We start from the raw sequence: 21,234 nt of genomic DNA, 5'->3' as shown, positions 1-21,234 counted from the left end.
CGTAATTGGGGGCACGCCGGCACGGTTTCAAGAGGCGCGCCGGGCAACGCTGTCCAGATAACGGCAGAGAAACGTCGACAGTTCCGGATCGCCGCAATTGGCGATATTGAAGCGCATCCACGTAGTTGTGGACTGCTGGGGAGAAAACAGACTCCCCGGCGTCAGCAGAAAGCCCTCTTCGTGGCCGGCGGCGGCGAGCGCACCCGCATCGACCCCGGTGTCGGCCCACAAAAACATCCCTGCCGACGGCGTCAGAAACAGTTTCATGCCGGTCTTTTCGAGCATCCGCACGGATTTTTCGCGCACGCCGTCAAGGCGCGCCCGCAAGCGTTCGACGTGCCGGCGGTAATGACCCTCCGTGAGAATCTTGTAGAGCACGCGTTCGTTCAACTCGGGGCTCGTCATGCCAACCAGCATTTTCTGGTCGCTGACGGCCCTCGCCACCTCCGGTGCACTGGCGATAAAGCCCACGCGCAAATTGGGCGCGAGCGTCTTCGAAAAGCTGCCGAGATAGATCACGCGCTTTAACTGGTCGAGGCTCGCGAGACGCGTGCCGGGATGGCTCGGCGGGCACAGATCGCCGTAAATATCGTCTTCGACGACGATGAAGTCGTGCGCCTCCGCGAGACGCAAAATGCGGAACGCCTGCGCGGCCGTAAGCGAGGTGCCGGTGGGATTCTGCAACACCGAATTGATCACCAGCATTTTCGGCCGCCAGGTCTCGATCAGCGACTCGAGCGCGTCGAGGTCCGGCCCATCCGGCGTGTACGGCATGCCGACCAGCCGCGCGCCCTGCGAAGCGAAGCGCCCGAACATCTGAAACCAGGCGGGATCGCCGACGATCACCGCATCGCCCGGCTTCACGTAAATCCGCGAAATCAGGTCGATGGCCTGGGTAATGCCGGAAACCATCACGATCTGATCCGGCGAGGCGCCGATTTCCAGTTCCTCCAGCCGCGTCTGCAACTGTTGGCGTAGCGGCAAAAAACCCTGCGGCGTACCGATGCCGAGCATCTGCGCGCCGCTTTGCCTGCCGAGCGTGCGCAGCGCGTTGGTAATCAGATCGCCGTCGAGCCAGCGGCCCGGCAAGTAGCCGAGGCCTGGACTGCGCTCGGGGCGCGCGCCCGTATGCAGCATATTGCGCAGCAGCCAGACGACGTCGATCGTGGCCGGCGCGGGGGCCGCTGCGGCAATGGTGCGGATCTCCGCCGTCGGCGCGCCGCTGAGGCGTTCACGCACATAGAAACCGGAACCGCGCCGCGACTCCAGATAGCCCTGCGCCACCAGCCGCTCGTACGCCTCGACCACGGTGAAGCGCGACACGCCTTTGTCCTGCGCCAGCTTGCGAATCGACGGCATGCGCATGCCGGGACGGAACACCCGTTCCTCGATGCGGCGGCTCGCCCACTGGACAAGCTGCTCGACCAGCGTCATCGACGCCGTGTCGTGCGGGGTGGGAATCTGGGTAAGGGGGACGGACATGGCTGACTCCAACTGTACCGAATGGTATCGAGTCGATTGTACCGTTACTGTGCCGGTCGCCACCGCTACATTCAAGGCTGGATTCAAGATAAGCAACGGATGATGAAGCGGCCCGGGGCGTCATGCAGCGCACCCGAGCGGCCTTGGGCAAGACCAGCCCAAACGCCATCCGTCTGGCCCGCCGACCCGGCAAACGGTTATGCTTACGACCCCGGCCCCGCTGCTGCCGCATCCGGCGCACGTTCCGGCTTACCGCAGAAACCGTTTTCCTGATCCGCCATGACTGCCCATCCGCTCCGTCTCGATCACCTCGTGATTTCCGCCCGTACCCTCGACGAGGGCACGCAGTACGTCGCCGACACGCTCGGCGTCGCACCGTCCGGCGGCGGTGCGCATCCGTTGATGCGCACCCACAATCGCCTGTTGAACCTGTGGGGCGGCGTGTATCTGGAAGTGATCGCGGCCGACCCGCAGGCCGCGGAACCCGCGGACGCCGGCGCGCCCCGAGCCCGCCTGTTCGCGCTCGACGACCCGGCCACGCAGGCGCGGCTCGAAAAAGGGCCGTACCTGTCGCACTGGGTGGCCCGAGTCGACCGCCCGAAGCGGCTCACCGCATGGCAGGCACAGTATCCGCAGCGCATTGCGCCGATCGTGCCGATGACGCGCGGCGACTTCAGCTGGGGGCTGTCGGTGCCTGACGACGGCGCGTTCCCCGCGTGGGAGGGTGCTGGCGACGGTGTGCTGCCGTCGCTGATCCAGTGGGACACGCTGCGGCATCCGTCGGCGGTGCTGCCGGAAACAGGCATCGCCCTGAAAGCTTTGAAAGCAAGCCATCCGCAAACCGACGCGATTGCCTCGCAATTGCGCTGGCTGGGCGCGGCGCACCTGATCGCGCTCGAACCCACGGAAGGCGCAGCGGCGCTCATCGCCGAGTTTGAAACACCCGAGGGTCTACGGACCCTTAAATAAGCAGCGCGCGCAGGTCGTCGACTCGCGCGATAATTGAAGTTTTGACCGGTTCCAGACATACCAGCAGAGGAGACCATGGACCAAAGCGACTTGAAAGCCCCCACGTGGCAACTGTCCGAACGCGCACGCAAGCTCACGAGCTCGGCGATTCGCGAGATCCTGAAGGTCACGGAACGGCCCGAAGTCATTTCGTTCGCGGGCGGCCTGCCCTCGCCGGCAACCTTCCCGGCCGAACGCATGCGCGAAGCATCCGATCGCATTCTGCGCGACGCACCCGCCGCGGCCTTGCAATACAGCGCGACCGAAGGCTATCTGCCGCTGCGTGAATGGATCGCGCAACGCTATTCGGTGAACGGCGCGCAGATTCGCCCGTCGCAGGTCCTGATCACCACCGGCTCGCAACAGGCGCTCGATCTGCTCGGTAAAGTGCTGGTGTGCCCGAACAGCCCCGTACTGGTCGAAACGCCGACCTACCTCGGCGCGCTGCAATCGTTCTCGATGTACGAACCCCGCTACGTGCAGGTGCCGACGGACGAGCAAGGCCTGATTCCCGAGGCGCTGACGCCCGAACTGACGGCGGGCGCGCGCCTGTTGTACGCACAACCGAACTTCCAGAATCCGACGGGCCGCCGCCTGCCGGTAGAACGCCGCCGTGCGCTGGCCGCGTTTGCAAAGACCGCACCGTTCCCGGTGATCGAAGACGATCCGTACGGCGCGCTCGACTACGCCGGTGAACCGCTGCCCACCATGCTGTCGATGGCGCCGGACCACATCGTCCATCTCGGTTCGTTCTCGAAAGTGCTCGCGCCGGGCCTGCGGGTCGGCTACATCATTGCGCCAGAAGAGTTGATCTTCAAGCTCGTGCAGGCCAAGCAAGCCACCGATCTGCACACGCCGAGCTTCACGCAACGCATCGTGTACGAAGTGGTCAAGGACGGCTTCCTCGACACGCACGTGCCGACCATTCGCGAGCTGTATCGCGATCAATGCGCGGCAATGCTCGCCGCGCTCGAACGCTATATGCCTGAAGGCGTAAGCTGGAACCGTCCGGAAGGCGGCATGTTCGTGTGGGTGAATCTGCCCACGCAGATCGACAGCATGAAGCTACTCGAAGAAGCCGTCGCGCAGAATGTCGCGTTCGTGCCGGGCGCTCCTTTCTTCGCGAGCGAAGCCCAGCACAATACGCTGCGCCTGTCGTTCGTCACGGTGCCGCCGGCGAAAATCGACGAAGGCGTGGCGCGTCTCGCGGAACTGATCCGCGCAAAGGTCTGAACACCCCCGGCCGCCGCGCCGGGTTAACCGACTTCCACTACCGACCAGGAACACACCATGGCTCAAACGAATGTGTACGACAAGCTTAAGGAACTGGGCATCGAACTGCCGAGCGCGGGCGCTCCGGCCGCCGCCTATGTGATGAGCGCGCAAAGCGGCAACACGGTGTACCTGTCCGGTCACATCGCCAAGAAGGACGGCAAGGTGTGGGCCGGCAAGCTCGGCGCGACGCTCACCACCGAAGAAGGCAAGGCCGCCGCACGCTCGATCGCGATCGACCTGCTCGCCACGCTGCACACGCATGTGGGCGACCTGAACCGCGTCACGCGCATCGTCAAGCTAATGAGTCTGGTCAATTCCACGCTCGAGTTCACTGAGCAGCATCTGGTGACCAACGGCGCATCCGAGCTGATCGCGGATGTGTTCGGCGAGCGCGGCAAGCATGCACGTTCGGCATTCGGCGTGGCACAGATTCCGCTCGGCGCTTGCGTCGAGATCGAGATGATCGCCGAAGTCGAATAACGCATGCCAACAGGTTCGGCCGCTGGTTCGCCCAGTGTGCCGTCCCGCGAGTGGCCGTCAATGCACTGAACGCGTCGCAAGGTGTCCAGCACCTGCGGCGCGTTCTGCATTTATCGCAAGGTAGATCGTTCCTTTGTCACCAGGTAGAATCCCCGAACCCTATCAATCTGCTGGATTCGCCGGATTGCGCCCGATGCCCGCCAACACCGCTCGTTTTAAACAGGTCGACGTGTTTACGTCGGTGCCGTTCAAAGGCAATCCGCTTGCGGTCGTGTTCGACGCCGATGGGCTCGATGCGAATCAGATGCAGGCAATCGCGCACTGGACCAATCTGTCCGAAACCACTTTCCTGCTAAAACCAACCGACCCGGCCGCCGACTATCGCGTGCGTATCTTCACGACGCATGGCGAACTGCCGTTCGCCGGTCATCCGACACTCGGCACCGCGCATGCGTTGCTCGAAAGCGGTTACCAGCCCAGACAGGCCGGCAAGCTGGTGCAGCAATGCGGCGTGGGGCTCGTCGAGCTGCAAGCGCTGACTGAATCGGGATCGGGAACGGGATCGACCGGCCAGACGCCAGGCGAATGGGCTTTCGCCGCACCGCCCGCGCGCGTCACGCCGCTTGCGCAGGACCGCTACGCGGCACTGACTACGGCTTTACGTAGCGACGCGATCGATTTCAGTGCAACGCCCTGCGCGGTCGACAATGGCGCGCCATGGCTCGTGGTGCGGGTCAATTCCGCGCGCGACTGCCTCGCGCTCGAGCCCGACGCCGCGGCGCTCGCCGACATCGTGCATACGGTGAACACCCACGGTCTCGCCGTCTATGGGCCGCACGACGCCGACGGCCCGGCCACCTTCGAGGTGCGCTGTCTGATGGCGGGCGGGAGCTTCGGCGTCGGCGAAGATCCGGTTACGGGTAGCGCTAACGCGGCACTCGCGGGCCTTCTGAGCGCCCAGCAACGGCGCCCGGGTTCGCACTACACGGCCCGCCAAGGCACAGTACTAGGCCGCGCCGGCAACATTTCGGTGCATTACGACGACGCAGCCGGCAAAACGTGGATCGGCGGGAGATCGGTCACGATCGTCGACGGCACGTTCCGTTTGCCATGAACGGCGCTGCACCGGTTGCAGGCTTGCGGGCACTGGCCTGCCGTTGATTGCAGCCGGTGTCTCACCATTTTCGGCCACGCCTGGCCATAAAAGCCGTACCGTTTACGCAGTTAATGCGTCGCGCATAACGCCAGACCTGGCACACCTGAATTCCAGATCCCGATGAGATACTCGAAAACAAATGCCAGACCGCGGTCCCAAGGCTGGCCGTGCCGGCTGCGAATTCAGCCCGCCGGGACGGCCGGTCGCGCCCGCGTATACCCGATGCGCGGACGCTTCCTTAATCCAGTGGCATTAAGTAATATCGAAACGTACCCGATGACCTCCGGACGGTCAGGCACGACGCCACGCTCCCTTCCCCTGCGCAGCAGTTCCGGCACCTTGGTCACCATGCAGCCACCCATGAAATTAGCGCAGTCAATGCTCGCGCAGTTGCAACTGGCCGGCACCAGGGAACGGGCTACCCGATGAGCCAGTTCCGCTTCTCCGACCAGCGCGAAGCCAAACCCCGGCGCGACCCCGCCGTGTCGCGCCGCCGAGCCTTGCTTGCGATTCCCGCGCTCGGCGTGCTGGTGCTGATCCTGCTCTGGGCCGTGATCTTCGCGCGTCTGTCGGTTGAGAGAGAAGCCACGAATCGCGAAGCCATGGCCTCTGCCGCAATTCTGTCCGCGGCGCTGGAGCAGCACACGGTCAAGGCGATTCACCAGGTCGACCAGATCACCCGCTTCGTCAAATACGAGTTCGAGAAATCGCCGAATCGTTTCGATCTGACCAACACGGTCGAAAAAGGCGTGGTGCAAAGCGATACGCTGGTGCAGGTGTCGCTAATCAACGAGCACGGCACGCTGATCGCCAATACGGCCGAACTCAATCCCAAGCATATCGATCTGTCGGACCGCGAACACTTCAAGGTCCACGAACACGAAAACGACGACCAGCTCTATATCAGCAAGCCGGTGCTCGGCCGCATATCCGGCCACTGGACCTTGCAGATGACGCGCCGTCTGAATCATCCCGACGGCTCGTTCGCAGGCGTCGTGGTGGTCTCCGAAGACCCAAGCTATTTCACCAGCGACTTCTACAACAACGCGGCCATTGGCCGTGAAGGCGTGATCGCGGTGATTTCCGACAGCGGCACGGTATTGGCGCGCCGCACGGGCAGCCCCGACAGCGCCAACGGCGCGTTCTCGGCGAGCGGATCGTATCCGACCTCGGAACACGTGTCGGGCACCTATGTGGACTCGATCGACAACGTCACGCGCATCGTCTCGTACCGGCATATCGACGGCTATCCGCTTGGCGTGCTGGTGGGCCTGTCGCAAGCCGAAGAATTCGCCGACTACAATCACACGCGCAACGTCTATCTGCTGATGGCGGGTTTCATCTCGCTCGCGATGCTGAGCTTCTTCGCGGTGGCCACCGGTCTGATCGGCAAGCTGCTCGGGCGTGAACGCGAGATGACGCATCTGGTCGAGTACGACCTGCTGACCGGTTTGCGCAATCGCTATGCAACGTTGCAAACCTTGCGGCACGACGTGGCGCAGCCGTCCAATCTCGGCCGCCTCGCGATTCTCTTCATCGACCTCGACAACTTCAAGACCGTCAACGACACGCTCGGCCACAACGCCGGCGACATCGTGCTGCAAATGACAGCCTCGCGTCTCGCTACCGCGGTCGGCGATGGCGGCTCGTTGAGCCGCATCGGCGGCGACGAGTTCGTCGTCGTGATCAAGGGCGACGACGTCGAGAAGCGCGCGGTCACGCTCGCCGAAGCGGCGGCCGAAGCCTTCGCCAAGCCTTTCGAAGTGCGCGGCAGTTCGTTCGTTCTGCATGCGAGCATCGGCATCGCGCTCTACTCGGTCACCAACGAGAGCGAAATCGACCTGCTGAAAAAGGCCGATCTCGCGATGTACAGCGCCAAGGACGCAGGTAAGAACTGCTACCAGTTCTATTCGCCGCAACTGTCGCACCGCGCGGACCATTTGATGAAATGGGAACAGCAGTTGCGCGTCGCGCTCGCCGAAGGTCAACTGTTTCTCGCCTACCAGCCGAAGATCGATCTGACGCGCCGCTGCATCACCGGTTTTGAAGCGCTGGTGCGCTGGAACCATCCGCAGCACGGCCTGATTCCCGCCAACGAATTCATTCCGGTCGCCGAATCGACCGGCCTGATCGTGCCGATCGGCGACTTCGTGATCGAGACCGCATGCCGCCAACTGGCGGTGTGGCAGCAACAGGCTACGACACGCTGTCGCTCGCGGTGAACATCTCCGCGGTGCAATTCTGGCGCGGCGATCTCTACGAAACCGTCTCGCATGCGATCGAGGAAAGCGGCATCTCCGCGCGCCGCCTCGAACTCGAAATCACCGAGACCGCGATGATGGAATATCCCGAGCTCGTCTCGGAGAAGATCTTCGCGTTGAAGCGCCTCGGCGTGCGCATCGCGCTCGACGACTTCGGCACCGGCTATTCGTCGCTCTCCTACCTGAACCGCTTCTCGGTCGACACGCTGAAGGTGGACCGTTCGTTCGTCCAGGCGATTCCTGGCGACCGCAGTGTCTGCGTGATGGTCACCGCGATCGTCAATCTCGCGCGTTCGCTCGGGCTCACGGTGGTGGTCGAAGGCACCGAGACCGAAGAGCAGATTGCGTGGCTCGCCGCACTAGGCCATATCGAGGCGCAGGGCTTCCTGTTCTCGCGGCCGGTGCCGGTCGACGCCATTCCGGCACTGCTCGAACGCTTCGGCGTCTGCGGCATGAAAGGCCAGCGCCCCACACATGAGACGGACAGCACCAACAGCTTGTCCAGCACGAGCGCTAGTAGCTGAGTGCGCGGGCTGCGCGGTGCTGGTCGCACTTACGTGTATGCGCGGGCCTTCCGCACGCGGTCCATCAGCGTATGAACGGCGCCCCGCCTCATCCAACCGCAGCCTCGCAAAACCAGCTACATTCACGCTGTAATGCGTGCTGGCGCGAGACCGGCTGCCGGCGCGCCAACACGCACAACACGCACAACACGCACAACACGCACAACAATGATCCCAGAGGGCGGGCCGCCCGCGTGCCGGCGCCCGCGGCACCATGCAGACGATCACGAACCAGGATGCAGCCAGACGAGGGGAGCGGGAACCGCTATGGACGCTGTTCCGGGTCGTGTGCGGCCTGTCGGCGCTGTCGTGGGGCGGCCTCGCGCTGATGGCGCAACTTGAAAACCATTACGTGGAACGCGAGGGACGGCTCTCGCGCGTGGCCTTTTCCGATCTGATCGCGCTCGCGTGGATGGTGCCGGGACCGGTGGGCTGCAATGTCGCCGTGCAACTCGGGCATGCGCTGCGCGGCCGCGCCGGCGCCTGGGTGGCGGGCGTGGCCAGCGTGCTGCCTTTTTTCATGCTGATGACGCTGTTCGCGATCTTCTACCGCACGCCGCTCGTGCGTGCCGCGGCCTCTCAAACTCTGCTCAATCATTTCAGCGTGGTGCTGGCCACGCTGATCGCGATCACCTGGTACAAACAGACGCGTGCGCTGGTGCGCGGCAAGCTCGAATGGGTCGCGGCGGTGCTCGGGTGTGTGGGCCTGTTTTATGCACGCAGTCCCGCCGCCTACGTGGTGATGCTCGGCGCGGCTTTCGGCTCCGGCTGGCTGGTCAGCCCGGCTCGCAACACACGTATCGAACTGTCGATCGAACGAGGCGATTGGCAGATGCTGGCCGCGTTGTGCGTACTGCTGGCGATATTCGCGCTGCCGCTGCCACGTCGCTATGAACTGGCGCTGCTATGGCCGCGGCTGGCCGGTGCGGGTATGACGCTATTCGGCGGCGGTTTCTCGGCGTTGCCGGTACTCAAGACGCTGTTTGTCACGCCGGCGATCGGTGTGTCGGATAACGACTTTACGCTGGCATTTTCGCTGTCTCCGTTATCGCCGGGACCGCTACTGAACGTGGTGCCGTTTTTCGGCTATCTGGTGGACGGCTGGTTGGGCGCGCTGATTGCCACGCTCGCGCTGTTTGTGCCGTCGGGCTGCCTGGTGGTGCTCGCGCAGCGGCACCTGCATCAGTTGAAGGCCAATCCGCGTTTCGAGCACGGCATGCGGATCTTGCGCGCGGTCACTACCGCGTTTCTGGCGGTAGCCGTGCTGCGCATCGCGGGGCATGTGCCGTTCAAACCCATGTATCTGTTGACGGCGGTGTTTTCCGGCATGTGCTTCGCGAAACTCAAGGTGCCGGTGTACGTGGTGTACGGAACAGTGGCGATTGCGTGCGGGCTATGGCTTGCCTACGGCGCCACGCCTTAGGCAAGCACACCCTGGATTCAGGCGCCGGTTTCAGAACCCGCGCGACAACACAGCCACGCCGATCGTCACCACGCCCAGCACGATATTCACGAGCACCAGACGCCGGATCGTACCGACTGCCTGTGCGCCATCCGGCCACTTCTGAGCCTGCACTGCGCGGCGAATGCGCGGGAACACGGCGAAGCGGATGTGTCCGAAAATCAGCATCATCACGATGCCGAGGCCGGCCATGGCGTGCAGCGGCCACGTGGCATGACCACCGCCGAATTGCATCAGCAGGAAACCGCCTGTGAGGAGAATCACCAGCACCGCTGCCGCAACCCAGTTGAAGAAGCGGCCGAACACCGATTCCCACAACGGCAGGCGCAATTGCGGCGAAAGATCGGCAATGGCCGGCCGTAGACAGAAATGCGCGAACACCATTCCGCCTACCCAGACCGCGACGGCGAGCAGATGCAAAAAGAGTGCGAGTTCGACTGCTTTGTTCATGTTGTTTTCCTCTCCCGACGACGCCACACCGCTTATGACGAGTGATATTAGCAGCGGCTATTGAGCGCATTCGACCGCGCACCATGCGCGCAGTTCCTTGCGCCGGCTACGTCTTCACATTCTTTGTAGTTTTTATTGCAACGCGTCCGATACCGCGACGGCGCTGCACCCCGGATTTTTGCTACGCGCGGCGTACGCTCTTAAAGCATACGCCGCGTTGATGCCTCGCCCTACCCCGCTCTTATCGACTTCCAGTGCTTGTTACGCAGCCAGCACCGGACGCAGACCGTCGAGCTTCATCTTGCTCTCAGGCGCACGCCCCTTGCGCGCCCGCTTGCCGATATGCGGCGTGAGCATAGCGCCGCTCAGCTTCTCTTCGTCGACACGGCCGCCGCGGCGCGTGCCGATCAACACCACACCCGCCTTGTTGATAGACAGCGCCTGCAGCAGCGTTTCGTTGTCGTCGAGCGCCATCAGCGTGACGCCGCGGCCGCCGCCCGAAAGCGTCTTCATTTCGTCGAGCCCGAACACCAGCAGGCGTCCGCCTGAAGACAGACACGCGATGTGTGTCGCGTCCGGCAACATCGGCATCGGCGCGAGCGGCGCGGCGCCCGCGTCGATCGTCATGAACGACTTGCCGGCCTTCACGCGGCTCACCATGTCGCCGACCTTGGCGACGAAGCCGAAGCCGTTGCTCGACGCGAGCAGCAATGCCTGATCCGCGGACGCCGCGTAGTAGTGCATCAGGTGGCTGCCCGATTCGAGTTCGATCAGCGAGGTCACCGGCACGCCATCGCCCCGGCCGCCCGGCAGCATCGCAACCGCCACCGAATAGACGCGGCCATTGCTGCCCCACGCGACCAGCGTATCCGGCGTACGGCACTGGAACGCGGCGTAGAGACCGTCGCCGGCCTTGAACGTGAAGCCGGCCACATCCAGGCCGTGGCCCTTCAGTGCACGTACCCAGCCCTTCTGCGACACCACCACCGTCACCGGTTCGTCGACCACGCGTGCTTCGAAAACGGCGCGCTTTTCCTGCTGGATCAGCGTGCGGCGTTCGTCGCCGTATTGCTTGGCGTCGCCTTCGATTTCCTTGATGAGCAGGCGCTTCATTGCCGATTCACTACCGAGCAGTTCTTCGAGCTTGGCCTTTTCGTCGCGCAGTTCGGACAGTTCCTTCTCGATCTTGATCTTCTCGAGCCGCGCCAACTGACGCAGACGGATTTCGAGAATGTCTTCGGCCTGACGATCGGACAAGCCGAACGCGGCCATCAGGGCGACCTTGGGCTCGTCCGATTCGCGGATGATACGGATGACTTCGTCGATATTCAAAAAGACGATCATCCGGCCTTCGAGGATGTGAATCCGGTCGTCGACCTTTTGCAAACGATGGCGCGTGCGCCGCGTGACCGTCGCGAAACGGAAACTGATCCACTCTTGCAGGATTTCGCTCAAGCCTTTCTGGCGGGGCCGGCCATCGCCGCCCACCATCACCATATTGAGCGATGCGTTCGATTCGAGGCTCGTATGCGCGAGCAGCGAATTGACGAATTCGGTTTGATCGATGCGGCTCGACTTCGGCTCGAACACGAGGCGCACCGGCGCATCCCGGCCCGACTCGTCGCGCACCGCGTCGAGTAGTGCGAGCATGGTCTGCTTGGTCTGCAACTGTTCAGGCGTGAGCGCCTTCTTGCCGAGCTTGATCTTGGGGTTGGTCTGCTCTTCGATTTCTTCGAGCACCTTTTGCGCGGCGGTGTTCGGCGGCAGTTCGGTGATCACGAGCTGCCATTGACCACGCGCGAGTTCTTCGATTTTCCAGCGCGCGCGCACCTTCAGGCTGCCGCGGCCGCTTTCGTACGCGGCGGAGATCTCGGCGTCGCTCGAAATGATCTGGCCGCCGCCCGGAAAGTCCGGCCCGGCGATGTGCTGCATCAACTCGGCATGCGCGATCTTTGGATTGCGGATCATTGCCACCGCGGCGGCCGCCACTTCACGCAAATTGTGCGACGGAATTTCCGTGGCGAGACCCACGGCAATGCCGGACGCGCCATTCAGCAATACGAATGGCAAGCGCCCCGGCAACAGCCTCGGTTCCTGCGACGAGCCGTCGTAGTTCGGCATGAAATCGACCGTGCCCTGATCGATCTCGTCGAGCAGCAGCTTCGCGATCGGCGTGAGGCGTGCTTCGGTGTAGCGCATCGCCGCTGCGCCATCGCCGTCGCGCGAACCGAAATTGCCCTGGCCGTCGATCAGCGGATAGCGCATCGAGAAGTCTTGCGCGAGGCGCACCAACGCGTCGTACGCCGACTGGTCGCCGTGCGGGTGATACTTGCCGAGCACGTCGCCGACCACGCGGGCCGACTTGACCGGCTTGGCATTGTCGCCAAGCCCCATCTCGTTCATGGCGAAGAGGATGCGGCGTTGCACCGGCTTCTGGCCGTCGCACACATCCGGCAGCGCACGACCTTTGACCACGCTCACCGCATAGTCGAGGTAGGCGCGTTCCGCGTAATTGCCGAGCGTCAGAATGTCGCCCTCGGGCGGCGGCGGCTCGGTGAAAAGATCGAGAGTGTTATCGTCGTCCATCTAGATTCCGTATCCGTATTTGGCGTGAAGTTCTTGTGCAGACCATGAGCGCTTTAAAAGACGCTCAGATATCCGCTTCCACTTCGTTGCCCTTTTCTTCCAGCCAGCTGCGCCGCGACGCCGCTTCGCCCTTGCCCATCAGCATCGTCATGCGCGCCACTGTGGCGTCGTAGTCGAGCTCGCCGAGTGCCACCGGCGTCAGGCGCCGCGTGTCGGGGTTCATCGTGGTGTCCCACAACTGCTCCGCACTCATTTCGCCGAGGCCCTTGAAGCGGCTGATCGACCATTGCGTGTCACGCACACCGTCTTTGCGCAGCTTGTCGAGGATCGCTTCGAGCTCGCCTTCGTCGAGTGCATAGAGTTTCTGCGCCGGCTTCTTGCCGCGCGCGGGTGCGTCGACCCGGAACAGCGGCGGACGCGCCACGCACACATGGCCACGTTCGATCAACTGCGGGAAATGCTTGAAGAACAGCGTGAGCAGCAGCACCTGAATGTGCGAACCGTCCACGTCGGCATCCGACAGAATGCAGATCTTGCCGTAGCGCAGATTCGACAGATCGACCTTGTCGTCCGGGCTATGCGGATCGACGCCGATCGCCACCGAAATGTCATGCACTTCGTTGTTGGCGAACAGGCGGTCGCGCTCGGTTTCCCACGTATTCAGCACCTTGCCGCGCAGCGGCAGGATCGCCTGGTATTCCTTGTCCCGGCCCATCTTCGCCGAGCCGCCCGCCGAGTCACCCTCGACGAGGAACAATTCGTTGCGGCCGATTTCCGTCGATTCGCAATCGGTCAGCTTGCCCGGCAACACCGCCACGCCCGAACTCTTGCGCTTCTCGACCTTCTGCCCGGCACGCGTACGCGCCTGTGCCTGTTTGATGACGAGGTCGGCGAGCTTCTTGCCGTGCTCGACGTGCTGGTTCAGCCACAGCTCCAAAGCCGGCCGCGAGAACGACGACACCAGCTTCACCGCATCGCGGCTATTCAGGCGCTCCTTGATTTGCCCCTGGAATTGCGGATCGAGCACCTTCGCCGACAACACGAACGACACGCGCGCGAACACGTCTTCAGCCAGCAGCTTCACGCCCTTCGGCTGCAGGTTGTGCAACTCGACAAAGCTCTTCACCGCCTGGTAGAGACCGTCGCGCAAACCGGATTCGTGAGTGCCGCCCGCGGGTGTCGGAATCAGATTGACGTACGACTCGCGCATCAGCGTGCCTTCTTCGCTCCAAGCGACGACCCATGAAGCGCCTTCGCCTTCGGCAAACGTCTCTTCGCTCGCGCGCGAATTTTCGACGTAGCGCTCGCCTTCGAATAGCGGAATCAGCAGATCGCTGCCGTTCATGCCTTCGAGCAGGTAACCGCGCAAACCGTCTTCGTACTTCCAGCTTTGCTGCTCGCCGGTTTTCTCGTTGATGAGCGTGACTTCGACGCCCGGCAACAGCACCGCTTTCGAGCGCAGCAGGCGTTGCAGTTCGCCGAGCGGCAGGTTCGGTGAATCGAAATATTTCGGGTTGGCCCACGCAGTGACGCGCGTGCCGGATTTCTTGTCGGCCTTTGTGGCAGGCCGAACTTCGAGCTGCTTCGCGACGTCGCCGTTGGCAAAGCTCAACTCGGCGACCTTGCCGTCGCGCCACACGGTGACGTCGAGGCGCGTGGACAGCGCATTGGTGACCGACACGCCGACGCCGTGCAGGCCGCCCGAGAACGTGTAGGCGCCGCCGGCGGCTTTATCGAACTTGCCGCCCGCGTGCAGGCGCGTGAAAACGATCTCGACAACCGGCACGCCTTCTTCCGGATGGATGCCGAAGGGAATACCACGGCCGTCGTCTTCGACCGAAACCGAATGGTCCGCGTGCAGCGTGACCGTGATTTGCCGACCGTAGCCGCCAAGGGCTTCGTCCGACGCGTTGTCGATAACTTCCTGAATGATGTGCAGCGGATTTTCGGTGCGGGTGTACATCCCGGGCCGTTGCTTGACCGGCTCCAGGCCCTTCAACACCTTGATCGACGCTTCGCTATACGCGGCGTTTGGCTTTTTCGTAGACATGGTTGACTCGGGTGCGTCGGTTCATCGTTGTCCACAGGTCCTGTGGACAGGTCCGTGGACAATGCGTTGAGTTTTCAAAAAAAGCGAAACGAAACAACGGGGTTAGGTGGGGTGCCCGCAGCGCGGGCAAGCTGTTTTATCGCCTGGCTTCCTGTAGGCGCGCTCGACGGCGGCTCGACGCCGGGCTCCATAGCGCGGCAAAGGCCTGCCGGTGCGAACGCCGAAGGAAGCCTGTTCGCGGGGTATTTTACTGATTTCGAACCAGGCGGCAATTCACGACCGGCGAGCGTGGCCGTTTGGACAAGGGGCGGCATGCAGATCACGCCGCGCCCATGCATCACTTGCGTTTGTTTTCCAGCTCGTCCCAGCGTTCCAGCGCGATCAGCAACTCCTCGTCGATCGCGGCATAGCGCTCGGTTAAACGCGTACCTTCCTTGGCATCTTTCGCGAAGATTGACCCGTCTTCGAGCTGTGCGCCGATGGTTTTCTGCTCGGCTTCGAGCGCGGCAATTTTCGCCGGCAATGATTCGAGTTCGCGTTGATCCTTGAACGACAGCTTGGCGGCGCGCTGCGTATTGCGGCTTGCTGCGCCGGCATCTTTCGGGGCCGCCGTTTCTTTTGCCGCTTCTTTGGCCGCTTCTTTCTGCGCGTCCTGCGCCATCTGCTGCGAGCGGTCTCGCTGAATCTGCCAGTCGGTAAAGCCGCCGACGTACTCGCGCCACTTGCCCCCGCCTTCCGAAGCGATCACCGAAGTCGCGACGTTATCCAGAAACGCGCGATCGTGGCTCACCAGCAGCACGGTGCCGTCGTATTCGGTGAGCAGTTCTTCGAGCAGTTCGAGCGTGGGAATGTCGAGGTCGTTGGTCGGTTCGTCGAGCACCAGCACGTTGGCCGGGCGCGCGAACAGACGCGCCAGCAGCAGACGATTGCGCTCGCCGCCCGACAACGACTTGACCGGCGAACGCGCGCGTTCCGGCGCGAACAGAAAGTCGCCGAGATAGCTCATGACATGCTTCTTCTGGCCGTTGACTTCGACCCACTCGCTGCCCGGGCTGATCGTATCGGCGAGACTCTTCTCCAGATCGAGCTGCGCGCGCATCTGGTCGAAGTATGCGACCTGCAGATTGGTGCCGATACGCACCGTGCCTTCGTCCGGCGGCAACTCACCGAGGATCATCTTGAGCAGCGTGGTCTTGCCCGCGCCGTTCGGGCCGACAAAACCGATCTTGTCGCCGCGCATGACCGTGGCCGTGAAGTTGTCGACCACCGTGCGCGAACCGTAGCGCTTGGTGACGTCGGTCAGTTCGGCGACGATCTTGCCGGACTTCTCGCCCTGCCCCACGTCGAGCTTCACGTTGCCCTGCACGTTGCGGCGTTCGGCGCGCTCATTGCGCATCTCCACGAGCCGTGCAATCCGGCCGACGCTACGCGTGCGGCGCGCTTCCACGCCCTTGCGAATCCACACTTCTTCCTGGGCGAGCAGTTTGTCGAACTTGGCTGCTTCCACTTGCTCGATTTCAAGCTGCTGCGCCTTCCGGGTCTGGTAAGCACTGAAATTGCCCGGATACGACAGCAACCGCCCGCGATCCAGTTCGACGATGCGCGTAGCGACACGGTCGAGAAACGCGCGATCGTGGGTAATGAAGAGCAGCCCCGCGCGCAGCGAGACCAGCAGTTCCTCGAGCCAGCGGATGCCGTCGAAATCGAGGTGGTTGGTTGGCTCGTCGAGCAGCAGCACGTCCGGCTGCACGACCAGCGCGCGCGCCAGCGCCACGCGCTTTTGCATGCCGCCCGACAGCGAACCGACCCGCGCCTCGCCATTCAGACCGATCTGCTGCAGCGTGGTGGCCACGCGCGTGCTCCAGTTCCAGGCATCCGAATGGTCGAGCGCCGATTGCAGCGTGTTCATGCGCGACATCAGTTCGTCGTGCACCGGGCCTTCCGGCTCGTCGGCAAGCTGATTGGCGACTACATCGTATTCGTCCAGCAGCGCACGGGCATGAGTCAGACCGGCGGCAACCGCTTCGAAGACGGTGTCGTCGGTATCGAACTCCGGCTCTTGTGGCACATAGACCGATGTCAGACCCTGCTGGCGCGTGACGAGGCCGTCGTCCGGCTTGGCCAGATCGGCGACGATCTTCAGCAGCGACGACTTGCCCGCGCCGTTACGGCCGATCAGCCCAACGCGCTCGCCCGCTTCGAGGGAGAAATCCGCGTGATCGAGCAACGCGACGTGACCGAACGCCAGTTGGGCCCCGGTAATGGTGTAAAGCGACATGGAGAATTGGAGAAGACAGCGATGAGTCGGAACTGCTCATTGTACCGGGCGCGCGCTCGGGTGCCTGCATGCCGGAAGAGATAGGCTGATTGGCCGGCTTGAAAAACGGGTTCTGGAGGAATCCCGGCCAAACCTTGAGCGGGGAAGCTCGACCGGACCGTGCCTGCGAACGCCCAGCCAGCCGTTCACAGGCCCGACACGCTTACTTCACGTGCACCGTGATGGTCTTACTCATCTCCGGACCGTAGGAGCGGTGCATGCCGTCGCCGAATTGCAGCGTCAGCGTATGGTCGCCCGGCGGCAGCGTCACATCGGTTTCGGTCTGCCCTTTGCCGAAGTGAAGCGATTTATCGGTTGCGGGGATCACTTCGCCTTTGGTAAGCGATTTGCCGTCGATCAGCAAATGATGGTGACCGGTGCCATCCGTCATCGTGCCGGCCGGCGCGACGCTCATGCCTTCGACAGCGAACACCACATGCACCGGATTGCTGACGGTCGCGCCGTCCGCCGGCTGCACGAAAGACACGCTCGCGGCTTGTGCAGCGCCTGATACGGCCAGCAAGCCGGCCAGTGTGACACCGATCAACCATTTGTTTTTAAACATCATTTTTCTCCTTTTTGGGAAACGAAAGTCATGCGCGGGCCATGCGGGCGTCGATTGCGACTCCGGTTGCGGCTTCGCTTACGTGAGGCCGATCGTCGCAATGGATGCGGTGCGCCCGCTGCGCCTGTCCAAAAAATGAGCTGCGGATCGAAGCATACACGCTGTGTATGACGAGGTTCGTCACGCGGGCCCGGACATGTCTCAGGCGCTTTGCGGCGATGCCGCATGGGTAAAAAGCGGCTCATTTGACAAATTCCGGTAATATTGCGGGTCGCCGCCGTGCCCAAAAAAGGGGCAGACTGGGCGGATCACTGCATTGAACCAAAGAAGAGTACGTCGTGAGCGAAGTAATTGAAGTGACTGAATATAAGAGCTGGGTCTGCCTGATTTGCGGCTGGATCTATAACGAAGAAGAAGGCCTTCCCGAAGAAGGTATCGCCCCGGGCACGCGCTTCGCCGCGATTCCGGACGACTGGCGCTGCCCGCTGTGCGATGTCAGCAAGGCGGAGTTCGCGGTGGTGGAATTCTGAGTGCGCTCAACCGAACCGGGGTGCGCTGCCTGATTTAGTGCGGCAACGGCAGCACGGCAGTGCACCGGATGGTTTCCGCGGCCCAGTGGGTGATGCCCACTGGGCCGTTTGTTTTGGGTAAATGGAATGGCAGGCGCAAAGCTTGTCACAAGGGGCGCGCTTCCCCTGCCATAGCAAATACATGTGCAACATACGAAACGCGATACGCCGATTCTTTTAGCCGCATCCTTGGCCCAACCAACATTAACGCGATTACCCGCCGGTAGGGCAAAGCCTTCAACGAGGGTTAGCTTGATTGAGACGGATGGTCAAGTACGTCCGGGAGTGGCTGAAATAATAGAGACAGAGCGGTTAAATCCGGGGATTGTGCTGCCTGGCAAGCGATGCTGCCGGGATGCGGCATTCACCGCTCCTTTCTAAAAAAATACGAAAAAGGCCCGAGGGAATATGAGGATTAAAAGCAAATGGGGACGCGGTATTCACGAAGGGAAAGTCGTTTCCGTCGTGGACGGTAAGCGGATTTTCATCCATTTACACGCTTCGGTTGAAACGCTCGCTTTGGGCAATATAGGCGCCCGTCGAAGCCAAAGCGTGCTTACCGTCTCGATCGATAACGTACAAAAAATGGCGGATCACATAAGCGAGCCATTTACCCACGCGAAACGGGACGACGTGGTAGTTCTGCTTTATGAAAACGACGAAACTCGTACAGCGGCGCTCGCCATGCTCGGCTTGCGCGACGCCTAAGCAAAACCCCGCTGCTATTACTTCTTCATCCACTCGCCGGCCGTCATTTCCACGGCCTCGGCGGCGTTCTTGTTCACCTCGTTCTCCACGGCATTCGCGGCTCAGCGCGCAGGCGGCGCCGCGGCTAGCAAGCCGCGCAGGAAGACCATGATCATATGGCCAATGGGGACCTCGGACAGCATCGATCGCTGTAATGCGAGGCCTTGTGAGAGTCCCATGAAGGACGCAGCCAGGATACTCGGCGATTCTGGCGGCACTCTTTCCAGCCTGGCAAAAATCTGCGCGATGCAATAAGCAAGGCCGTCACGGTGGGCGTCGAGCAAAGCCTGTGAGGCTGCTGCAAAAACAGGGTTACGGCGCCCCTGAAGCTTGAACTCAACGCCTAGCACAGACCACTCAGGCTCGGCATCGAGCGTCTGCGCCCAGACCTCCAACGCATTCAGTATGTCGTCCGCAGACGAGGACGGATCGCTCAGTATGCGGCCAATGTCGGTCACTTGCGTCCTGGAACGCTCTTGCATCAACGCCACGAACAACTCTTCCTTGCTCGCGAAATTCGAATAGAAAGCACCCTGCGTATAACCAGCCTCGGCCGCAATATCTCTGAGAGAAGTGGCGCCGAAACCTCTCTCGACGAACAGCCGCTTCGCCGCAGCCAGCAAATGTGCCCGGGTCTGCAATCGACTTTCTTCGCGGCTCAGCCGCGGGGATTTGGTCGCCGTATTCATGGCCGGAAGGATATCAGTTGATATTTAAAATTCAACTGACTATTATTACGATTGAATTTCATATCTCACTTGATATGCGAAAGTGCAAGGCACGATCTGAGTCCTTTGAGAGCCGTACGGAACAGGACGAGGACGTGCGTGCGAAGTCAGCGCGGGAGCCAACGCCAAGACCGGGAGCGCAATGCAACAACCTGGTCATGTACTACGGAAAGAGAACATGAGCAGCAGGGTAAAGATCTTGAAGCAGCAACTCGCGCAACTCGACGAGCGGTTATTAGTGGCGTGGCAACAGGAGCAGAAAGCGGCTATCGACCACGTCCGCCAGGTGATGAACTTCTTCAACCTCGTGCCAAACCAGTTACGCGTCGACCGGCGAGGCACGTACAACACCAAGCCGGTGCAGATGAAGTATCAGGACCCGATCACCGGCGCGACCTGGAGCGGCCGTGGACGCGCGCCGTCCTGGATCCGGAACCGAAACTACGACGATTTTCTGGTCAGGCATCCGGACGACGTCGGGGCGGACTAGATAGGGTCGGTCGACGTTCAAGCAAGGCAATATTCCTGGAGTCCGGATTCCGCACGGCCTCGTGGTATTTCCTCGCGAGTTCGCCGATCTTGACGGTCGCGGCGTCCCTCCACTTGCTCTTTGCCGGTTTGTTGAACAGCCACGGCCAGCTCGCGAAGCTCCTATTCTTGAAGAGTCCATTCGGACCCAATCAAGGAGGGAGACCATGCGCATGCTTCTCAACATACGAATACCTCACGAGCCGTTTAACACGTTTGTGCGCGATGGCACTATCGGAGAGTTGATGGAGAGGATTCTCGCGGAGATGAAACCGGAAGCCGCCTACTTCACCTCGGAGCACGGAACACGCGGAGCAATCCTCATCGTGAACCTCGAGGAGCCGTCGCAGATTCCGAAATTCGCGGAACCCTGGTTTCTTTCGTTCAATGCCGACTGCGAGTTTCGCGTGGTGATGGTGGCAGATGACCTCAAGAAAGCCGGACTCGAGGCGCTTGGCTCGAAGTGGAAATAGGGAACGCGGCACGGCGTGTGAGCGCGAACAGCATGCCGTGCCGTCGCCCACTTCGGTCGACGTACTCAGATAACCGCTTGACCTGGAAGAACTGCCGTTGTGCACCAGTAAGTGCGCGCGGCCGAAGGGTTGGATCGTAAGCTTTGCATCCTGGATGTTCTCAACCCCGACTTCCCCAAGCTGCGCCGAAGCTTCGGTAGCGCCTTTCGTTTTGAGTGTTTTTGCTATACTCTTGCGCTCGCTGGCGTACTAGGGCTCACAAGCTGTCGCGGCGCTTCGTTTAGGAAGAAGCAGAAATGCCGGACACGCCCAAAAGGTATGGCGGGAGCCAATAGAAGAAAGGCTTCAGCCCACCCATTGCCAATATCCATCTCCCCGTAGTTCAATGGATAGAACAAGTGCCTCCTAAGCGCTAGATACAGGTTCGATTCCTGTCGGGGGGACCAACAATCGGCTGCCAAGCCTTACAGGACGGGCGATTAACAAATATTTGGCGTAATTTTGGCGTAGTTACGCCAAAGCAAGCGCGAAAAA

General features: G+C 61.9%; 16 protein-coding genes, 1 tRNA gene and 1 pseudogene. 11 read left to right on the top strand and 7 right to left on the bottom strand.

Going from position 1 to position 21,234, the window contains the following annotated elements:
- Positions 1-27: 27 nt before the first annotated feature.
- Positions 28-1,482, bottom strand: a complete 1,455-nt coding sequence (locus HWX91_RS22500) for an aminotransferase-like domain-containing protein (protein ID WP_028196850.1) — start codon at positions 1,480-1,482, stop codon at positions 28-30.
- Between the two features lie 279 nt (positions 1,483-1,761).
- Here HWX91_RS22500 and HWX91_RS22495 point away from each other — a divergent pair, with 279 nt between their 5' ends.
- The 6 genes and pseudogenes from HWX91_RS22495 to HWX91_RS22470 all read left to right on the top strand — a co-directional run bounded on the left by HWX91_RS22495 (position 1,762) and on the right by HWX91_RS22470 (position 9,648).
- Positions 1,762-2,451: a VOC family protein gene (locus HWX91_RS22495; protein WP_028196849.1), complete on the top strand. Its 690-nt coding sequence runs from the start codon at positions 1,762-1,764 to the stop codon at positions 2,449-2,451.
- A 75-nt stretch (positions 2,452-2,526) separates the two neighbouring features.
- On the top strand, positions 2,527-3,723 hold the full coding sequence (locus HWX91_RS22490; RefSeq protein WP_028196848.1) for an aminotransferase-like domain-containing protein: 1,197 nt from the start codon (positions 2,527-2,529) through the stop codon (positions 3,721-3,723).
- A 57-nt stretch (positions 3,724-3,780) separates the two neighbouring features.
- A complete protein-coding gene (locus HWX91_RS22485) occupies positions 3,781-4,245 on the top strand; it encodes a RidA family protein (RefSeq protein ID WP_028196847.1) in 465 nt (154 codons plus the stop codon).
- Positions 4,246-4,438: 193 nt separating this feature from the next.
- A complete protein-coding gene (locus tag HWX91_RS22480; protein ID WP_028196846.1) occupies positions 4,439-5,359 on the top strand; it encodes a PhzF family phenazine biosynthesis protein in 921 nt (306 codons plus the stop codon).
- A 467-nt stretch (positions 5,360-5,826) separates the two neighbouring features.
- Positions 5,827-8,186, top strand: a pseudogene (locus tag HWX91_RS22475) (bifunctional diguanylate cyclase/phosphodiesterase).
- A 253-nt stretch (positions 8,187-8,439) separates the two neighbouring features.
- Positions 8,440-9,648: a chromate transporter gene (locus tag HWX91_RS22470; protein ID WP_028196845.1), complete on the top strand. Its 1,209-nt coding sequence runs from the start codon at positions 8,440-8,442 to the stop codon at positions 9,646-9,648.
- A 30-nt stretch (positions 9,649-9,678) separates the two neighbouring features.
- On the opposite strand, the gene HWX91_RS22465 is transcribed toward HWX91_RS22470, so the two are convergent.
- From HWX91_RS22465 to HWX91_RS22445, 5 genes are all read right to left on the bottom strand, one after another.
- Complete coding sequence (locus HWX91_RS22465) at positions 9,679-10,137, bottom strand: CopD family protein (protein WP_028196844.1); 459 nt, start codon at positions 10,135-10,137, stop codon at positions 9,679-9,681.
- 261 nt (positions 10,138-10,398) lie between these two features.
- A complete protein-coding gene (parC, locus tag HWX91_RS22460; protein ID WP_028196843.1) occupies positions 10,399-12,723 on the bottom strand; it encodes a DNA topoisomerase IV subunit A in 2,325 nt (774 codons plus the stop codon).
- Between the two features lie 64 nt (positions 12,724-12,787).
- On the bottom strand, positions 12,788-14,773 hold the full coding sequence (locus HWX91_RS22455) for a DNA topoisomerase IV subunit B (protein WP_028196842.1): 1,986 nt from the start codon (positions 14,771-14,773) through the stop codon (positions 12,788-12,790).
- Positions 14,774-15,110: 337 nt separating this feature from the next.
- The gene (locus HWX91_RS22450) at positions 15,111-17,051 is read right to left on the bottom strand and encodes an ATP-binding cassette domain-containing protein (protein ID WP_028196841.1); all 1,941 of its coding nucleotides are present in this window, start codon (positions 17,049-17,051) and stop codon (positions 15,111-15,113) included.
- A 202-nt stretch (positions 17,052-17,253) separates the two neighbouring features.
- Complete coding sequence (locus HWX91_RS22445; RefSeq protein ID WP_028196840.1) at positions 17,254-17,655, bottom strand: DUF4399 domain-containing protein; 402 nt, start codon at positions 17,653-17,655, stop codon at positions 17,254-17,256.
- A 338-nt stretch (positions 17,656-17,993) separates the two neighbouring features.
- Here HWX91_RS22445 and HWX91_RS22440 point away from each other — a divergent pair, with 338 nt between their 5' ends.
- Positions 17,994-18,185, top strand: a complete 192-nt coding sequence (locus HWX91_RS22440; protein WP_028196839.1) for a rubredoxin — start codon at positions 17,994-17,996, stop codon at positions 18,183-18,185.
- Positions 18,186-18,632: 447 nt separating this feature from the next.
- Complete coding sequence (locus HWX91_RS22435) at positions 18,633-18,932, top strand: hypothetical protein (protein ID WP_028196838.1); 300 nt, start codon at positions 18,633-18,635, stop codon at positions 18,930-18,932.
- A 101-nt stretch (positions 18,933-19,033) separates the two neighbouring features.
- Here the strand turns inward: HWX91_RS22435 and HWX91_RS22430 are convergent, their stop codons facing one another.
- Positions 19,034-19,660 carry a TetR/AcrR family transcriptional regulator gene (locus tag HWX91_RS22430; RefSeq protein ID WP_028196837.1) on the bottom strand — a complete coding sequence of 209 codons (627 nt, stop codon included), beginning with the start codon at positions 19,658-19,660 and terminating at the stop codon, positions 19,034-19,036.
- A gap of 217 nt (positions 19,661-19,877) precedes the next feature.
- Between HWX91_RS22430 and HWX91_RS22425 the strand changes: the two genes are divergently transcribed.
- The 3 genes from HWX91_RS22425 to HWX91_RS22415 all read left to right on the top strand — a co-directional run bounded on the left by HWX91_RS22425 (position 19,878) and on the right by HWX91_RS22415 (position 21,146).
- Positions 19,878-20,189: an H-NS histone family protein gene (locus HWX91_RS22425; RefSeq protein WP_028196836.1), complete on the top strand. Its 312-nt coding sequence runs from the start codon at positions 19,878-19,880 to the stop codon at positions 20,187-20,189.
- 205 nt (positions 20,190-20,394) lie between these two features.
- A complete protein-coding gene (locus HWX91_RS22420; RefSeq protein WP_028196835.1) occupies positions 20,395-20,700 on the top strand; it encodes a hypothetical protein in 306 nt (101 codons plus the stop codon).
- Positions 20,701-21,071: 371 nt separating this feature from the next.
- A tRNA-Arg gene (locus tag HWX91_RS22415) sits at positions 21,072-21,146 on the top strand.
- Positions 21,147-21,234 lie beyond the last annotated feature (88 nt).

This window comes from Paraburkholderia fungorum (genome assembly GCF_902833645.1).
In the GTDB taxonomy this organism is placed as follows: Bacteria; Pseudomonadota; Gammaproteobacteria; order Burkholderiales; family Burkholderiaceae; genus Paraburkholderia; species Paraburkholderia fungorum.
Note: the sequence above shows the minus strand (reverse complement) of the source record. Positions and strands in the feature narration are given on the sequence as shown.